This is a genomic window from Streptomyces sp. NPDC044033 (assembly GCF_056434425.1).
Genome location: NZ_JBWKFF010000053.1, coordinates 1 through 5,882 on the forward strand (window position 1 = coordinate 1; position 5,882 = coordinate 5,882).

General features: G+C 66.7%; 4 protein-coding genes and 1 pseudogene. 3 read left to right on the plus strand and 2 right to left on the minus strand.

Features of this window, described 5'->3' with window-relative positions; all coding sequences use genetic code 11:
- Positions 1 to 248: 248 nt before the first annotated feature.
- Positions 249 to 1,388, plus strand: coding sequence for a DUF5954 family protein (locus tag AC07AB_RS39905; RefSeq protein ID WP_478577570.1), 1,140 nt, complete (start codon positions 249 to 251; stop codon positions 1,386 to 1,388).
- Positions 1,389 to 1,648: 260 nt separating this feature from the next.
- On the opposite strand, the pseudogene AC07AB_RS39910 reads toward AC07AB_RS39905, so the two are convergent.
- Positions 1,649 to 1,869, minus strand: a pseudogene (locus AC07AB_RS39910) (YxiG-like protein); the annotation flags it as partial.
- A gap of 106 nt (positions 1,870 to 1,975) precedes the next feature.
- Positions 1,976 to 2,815, minus strand: coding sequence for an alpha/beta fold hydrolase (locus AC07AB_RS39915; RefSeq protein ID WP_478577571.1), 840 nt, complete (start codon positions 2,813 to 2,815; stop codon positions 1,976 to 1,978).
- Between the two features lie 1,033 nt (positions 2,816 to 3,848).
- Here AC07AB_RS39915 and AC07AB_RS39920 point away from each other — a divergent pair.
- Together AC07AB_RS39920 and AC07AB_RS39925 are read left to right on the plus strand one after the other, a co-directional pair.
- The gene (locus AC07AB_RS39920; RefSeq protein WP_478577573.1) at positions 3,849 to 4,265 is read left to right on the plus strand and encodes a nuclear transport factor 2 family protein; all 417 of its coding nucleotides are present in this window, start codon (positions 3,849 to 3,851) and stop codon (positions 4,263 to 4,265) included.
- A 445-nt stretch (positions 4,266 to 4,710) separates the two neighbouring features.
- Complete coding sequence (locus AC07AB_RS39925; protein ID WP_478577575.1) at positions 4,711 to 5,391, plus strand: DUF5701 family protein; 681 nt, start codon at positions 4,711 to 4,713, stop codon at positions 5,389 to 5,391.
- Positions 5,392 to 5,882 lie beyond the last annotated feature (491 nt).

The window sequence follows — 5,882 nt, forward strand, 5'->3', positions numbered from 1 at the left end:
TCCCCCCCCCCTGCGCCGTCCTCGTGTTGTCGCGCCCCCCCCCCCCCCCCCCCCCCCCCCCCCCCCCCCTCCCCCCCCCCCCCCCCGCCCCCCCCCCCCCCCCCCCTCCCCCCCCCCCCCCCCCCCCCCCACCAACGATGTCGGCCAGACGGGCACCGGCCCGGCCCGCGAGAGACCCATCGTTGCCAGGGTCGGTACCGAGATCGGCCGGACGTCGTCGAAGCTGGGCGGAAATCGGGAAACCTACGGTGGGCGCCTGCTGGGGTCGGCAGGATGAGGGCATGGGCCATGAGGATGTGAGTAGGGATGTGAATCCGGGGCGGATGCGACGGATCGTGGTGAGGTATCCGGAGGATCCGGTGGAGTCGGTCCAGGAGGCGGACGCGCTCGACGCCGCGGTGGATATCGAGACGCTGCTGGTGCGGGGCCCGTTGTTCGGGGTGGCCGCGCAGGACACCGGGGAGGCGCCCCGGTGGCGGGTGGTGGTCGCCATGGAGGCCGGCTGTCCGCAGCAGGCCCGGGACAGCCTCAACTCGAAGCTGTGGTTCCGGGCGAAGGATGAGGCCCGGAACCGGGTGGAACGGCGCGCCCTGTTGGCGGCGGTCGCGCGCCTGGAGAGCGAATGCGTCAATGAGCTCACCGTGCTCGGGACTCGCTACCGGGTTGTGCGCGCCGAGGAGTACGCCGGTATGGGGCGGGACGGCATCGAGCAACCCCGGCCGACCGACCCTGAACCCGCCGTCCCGAACTGGGACCGCGGCGCCAGGGAGCCGAGGATCGATGACGGCTTGGTGCTGGACCCGGATGCGCCGATCACACCTGCTCAGGCCGCTGAACGGCTGGCGCTGAGCGGTCTTGCCTACACCGGATCCCGATATCCCGAGAACGTGCGCGGTGACTCCCAGAGGGCACTGGAGACCCACCCCGATGTGATGCTGCTGCCCGCGGCGTTCAGAGTCGTGGACAAGGATGGTTCCGGGTGGAAGATCGGCAGTGCCCTGCACGCCAGCGCGCACGACGTTCGCAAGACGCTGGACTTCGCTCTCACCTGGTTCGAGCCGCGCCAGCTGGGTCTCATTCCCTGGGATGCCGACGACAAGGAGACCGACGCCCGCACGGTGGCCGCGGAGGGCACCGATACCGCGGCCGGAGAGCTGGCCGAGTACGCCCGGGCCGCCGACCGGCTCCGGGCCGAGCGTGCCAATCGGGTCGAGTTCCGAGGCGCCGTCCGCCAGATCTGCCGCGCCCGCCGACTGCTGCGCTGGGGCCCCGACGGGCCCGAAAAACCACGCCCGTCCGACACCGGCAGCTACCCTCCCGAGAAGATCCATCCCTTCCTGGACGAGGACGGCATCGTTCACTTCGACCGCGAAGACGACGATTCCTGAGCGCCTGCCAGACGCTGCCGCACCGATGAAGAAAGAACCCATCGATCACCCGCTACGGCCCCGCCACGGGCCGCAGCGCCCGTTACCGACCGGTGGGAACGGCCGCGGCCGTTCCCACTCCGCATCGATCAGATCACCTCGCCCATGACGGGGAAACGTCCCGGACACACCGGCCGCAAGGTCACACGGTTCCTGGCTCCTGATCCGCGACGAAGGGTGCATATCCGACCGATACCGCTCCCGGGTACAGGCCGTGCCACCAAAGAAACCCGCCACGTCTCCGCCGGCACCGCTGTCTCACACCGGGCCTCAACGCAGTACCGAAAGAGGTATCGCAGGTGGGATGGCAGGTGCTGACGCGGAAATCAGCCGGCGTGTAGGCGATGACCTCGTGCTCGCGCATGTAGGTGGTGTAGCCGTGGTGCACGACAGCGTGATCGAAGGTCTCGTCCAGGATCTGTTCAAGGACAGCGGTATCCATGCTGCCCTTCTACCTCACTCGGCGATGCCTTTCGGCAACGAGATTTTCGGGCATCAGGCGCCGTCTCCTCAAAAGACCGCCCGGGTGAACCCTGGTTCACCCTCTCTCATCCTGCGAAATCCAATACTGCCGCCACGAACTCCTCAGGATTCTCCTCCGGAATCCAGTGAGCCGTTCCTGGGATTCGTGCACCTGTGACGTTGTCGGCCACTTCTCGCATCATATTCTCGATGACGTCTCCTGTGGTGCTGATCATGCCGCCCACCGCCAGTACTGGGATGTCCAGCTTGCCATTCTTTCGCAGCGCCTCGCGATTGTTCTCCGCGTCCTGGTCGAATGCACGGTAGACCTCGAATCCGGCACGCATCGCGCCGGGCGCCGAGTAGGCGGAGACATACGTGTCGAAATCTGCGTCGCTGATCGCCGACGGGTCGGAATTGCGGACGTTGAAGAAGGTCTGCAGGTAGGCCCGTTCGCGACCGGCGACCAGGGTTTCCGGCACGTCCCGCGCGGCGTGGAAGGCGAAGTGCCATACGCGCGGGTCGCTGCGCAGGGCGTCGAAGACCTGGGTTCCCGGAAGCGGAGCATCCACGGCGACGAGGTGTGAGACCTCATCGCGATAATCCTGGGCATAGGCGTACGCGACCATCATGCCGATGTCGTGGCCGATGGGGACCACTTGTTCTTCGATATGCAGATGAGTACGCAGAAGCAAGTGAATGTCGCGGGCCATGGTGCGCTTGTCATAGCCACCCGCCGGGCGGAATGAGTTCCCGGCGCCCCGATAGTCGGGGGCAATCACGCGGAATCCGGCAGCGGTCAGCAGTGGAATGACGTGATGCCATTCCCACCATGTCTGCGGAAATCCATGGAGGAGAACTGCGGTACGCGGCCCCTCTCCCGCAGTGACGTAGTGGAGTCGTAGGCCGGTTTCGATGTCGACCATTCCGTGTACGAGCGCACCCGGAGGTACGCCATGCGGCGTACTCGTTGTTCCGTTCGGAGAATTCGACACCTTGGTTGCCCCTATTCGCTCTCAGTGACATCTGGATGTGGCTTCACGTGTGCCGAGTCCGGTCCGTCGGTGCGGGCGGAACAAACCCGTACCCCTCGGCCCGACATGGACCGCTACGCTCGCACGCCAGAAGAGCGCCCGCGGACCGATGCCGGACCACACTCATCGAAGACGACACGCCCAATCCGTATCGGCTATCGGCTATCGGCTATCAACGTTGGGGCGGCAGCCGCTCCACATCCGGCCGGCGTCTGGTCTGCGGCACCTTCTCCGGGTCTCCTTCAGGTCAACGGAGCCGGGCTCATCCTTGCCCGAAGGCGGGGGTTGTGTCGGCTGCTGGGGCGGAGGTGACGCAGGCCTGCTGGACCTGGACCACGTCGTACAGCCCAGCGAGGGAGAACTTCCGGCGTGGCACTCCTCCAGCGCGCCTCGTCCGCTCCTGCTCGAAGGCTGGCACCCACCGGCCCGCGCGCCAGTCGGCAGCAGTTGGTTGAGCAGTTCGACCGGATCTCCCCCCGTGCGCCCCCACTCTGGGATCGAGTTGGAACACCATGCCGTACCTCTTTCGGATGCTGGAAGCTGCCCCCCCGCGGGCGGATCGCTGTGCATGCACTGCTCTGGCTCTTCGACCAGTGTGCCTGCACCACACTGCGGAGGTGCTTCTCCTCCTCCTGCTGGCGGGCCTGCAGCGCCCGCCCGTCGCCCGCCGGCTTGCGCACCTCCTTCGGTCTGGTGGCGCGGTTCCCGGAGGAGCAGCCGGAGACGGCGAACAGCAGGAGGAAAAGGAGGAGGTAGAGGAGGGAACCGAACTTCGAGTGAGCCGTCGTCCAGGGCGATGCCGAGGTGGTCGAGCACGAGGGCGGCCACGGGCACCCTCCCGGCGCGCTCCGGCTACGGAGGGCGGCTCCCGTCGGTGCGCCACGCCGGTCGACTCTCATCATGTGCGCAAACGTACAATTCCGGCATGAGTGATGACCGTGCAGAGATCCAGGACCTCAATAGCCGCTACGCGATTGCTTTCGACTCCGGGCAGCTTGACGAGTCCGTCGACTGTTGGGCCGAGGACGGCACCCTGGACGAGACCGAAACCGGCCTCGGCTTGTTCGAAGGCCGCGAGGCGATCCGCGTCTTCTTCCGCGACACCCTCATGGCCAACTCCACGAACGTCGTCCACATGATGTTCAACCACCTGATCACCAGCATCGAGGGTGAGCATGGTGAAGGCAGGGTCAACTGTCTCGTCGAGATTGTGAAGACCGATGGCAGTTACGCGCGCGCCCACGTCACGTACAGCGATCGCTACGTCCGGGTCGCGGGCCAGTGGAAGTTCGCCAGTCGCGTCGTCACCTCGTCCTTCCCGCACGAGGCACTCACGAGCTGACGCTTGGGTAGCCGATGCGGACATCCTCGGCGTCCCGAGCAGCCCGTGACACCGAGGACAGCGTTGATCACGACATGCATGAGGAGGCGATAGTCGGCACGGCTGTGTCGGCCGCCCGGCTGTCAGCCCGCCGCCCTGCACAGACCTCTCAAACCGGTCATGGCGGGGTCGGAGTCAGGGGCGGGGGCGGAGCCGTTAAAGAACGCTCCAGAGTCGGTGACGCACCATTGCGGGGAGCCCACGACGTGCTTGTTCACGTCGGACCCGACGCCGGCGACGGCAACCCTGGCGTAACCCCGCCGTCGTCTACCAGCCGAGCCCCGAGCTCCACCAGTGGCTTTTTCGGGCTTCGTCTGTCGCGACATCGCCTCGCCGGGAACACTCCGGTGGGCCGTCTCGTTGCATCTCAGACCCGCTGCTTCGAGCCGTGAAACTGGGGAGTGCCTTGCCCGATACGTTGTCCACCGTCACCGTGCCCCCTCTCCCCTCGCTCGCCACCCAGGCAGTACGACTGATCGAACTCGGAGTGCACGAGCTCGCAAGAATTCCCGCTGACGAGCTGCGCGCTTTCGCAGAGGACTTCTCAGAGGACTTCTCAGAGGACTCCGACCGCGAAGACAGCCACGCCCTGCTCGCCATCCACCCGGGCCGCGTCCCCGCCTCCGCCCTCGCGCCGCTGCTCCGCCGTGATGGCAAGCCCGGATTCGTCGTCACCGACATGCCCGACGTCGACCAGTTCACCCCCTGCTCCGTCGAGCTGCCCGATGGTCCTCTCTACCTCGTCACCGGCATCGACCGCGGCGACCGTATGGCCAACTGGAGCCCGCAGGAAGCGCTGCCCGCCCTCACCGAAGAGGGCCGCACCCCGTTGCTGCTCACCGAAGGCATCCACTGGGTACTCCAGCAGCCGGCGGCCCTTGAGCGAAACCGCTGCTTCATGACCATCGGGTCCCGGCTGCGCAAGGCCAACGGCGCCCTGGACTCCCGTACCCCGGCGATCTGGATCAGCAACGGCACAGGGCGAGACGGCCGCGAACGACGCAACGCCCCGAAAGTCGGCTGGTGCTGGTGGGGCAACCGCCACACCTGGCTGGGCTTTGCCTCTGCCACGGGCCGCAAGGGCTGATAGCGCAAGCACAGTTACCTGGTGAGCCCAGTGTGATTGCGGTACTGACGGCCTTCAACTTCGCCGAAGCACACAACGACAACATGGAGAACGACGCGAGACAGCGCACATCTCCCGCCGCACGGCTCTGTTCCGCAGTGCGGCGATCGTCGCCGGCATGACAGGCGAGCCGAGCGACGACCGCCTCGCCACCGTGTGGTGGTGGCAGAGCGACTCGGCCGCGGTCCATACGGGCCGCCAACCTTCGCCGACTGGTCCGTGGGGCCCGAGCGCCTCGTACGGTCGGCTTGGCGCCGCAGCCGTCGGCGACACGAATCCGCGCCGCATATCTGTGCCGGAGTGCGCTGGTCAGACATGAATTCCCGCTGCGGCTGATCAGGATCGTCGGAGCGTGGCTGAGGTTCCCCCGAGATGCGAAAGATGCTGACAGCGGGTCAGATGGGACTCATGAGAGGACCCGTGACCATGGCTGCACCCCGGAAATACTCGCT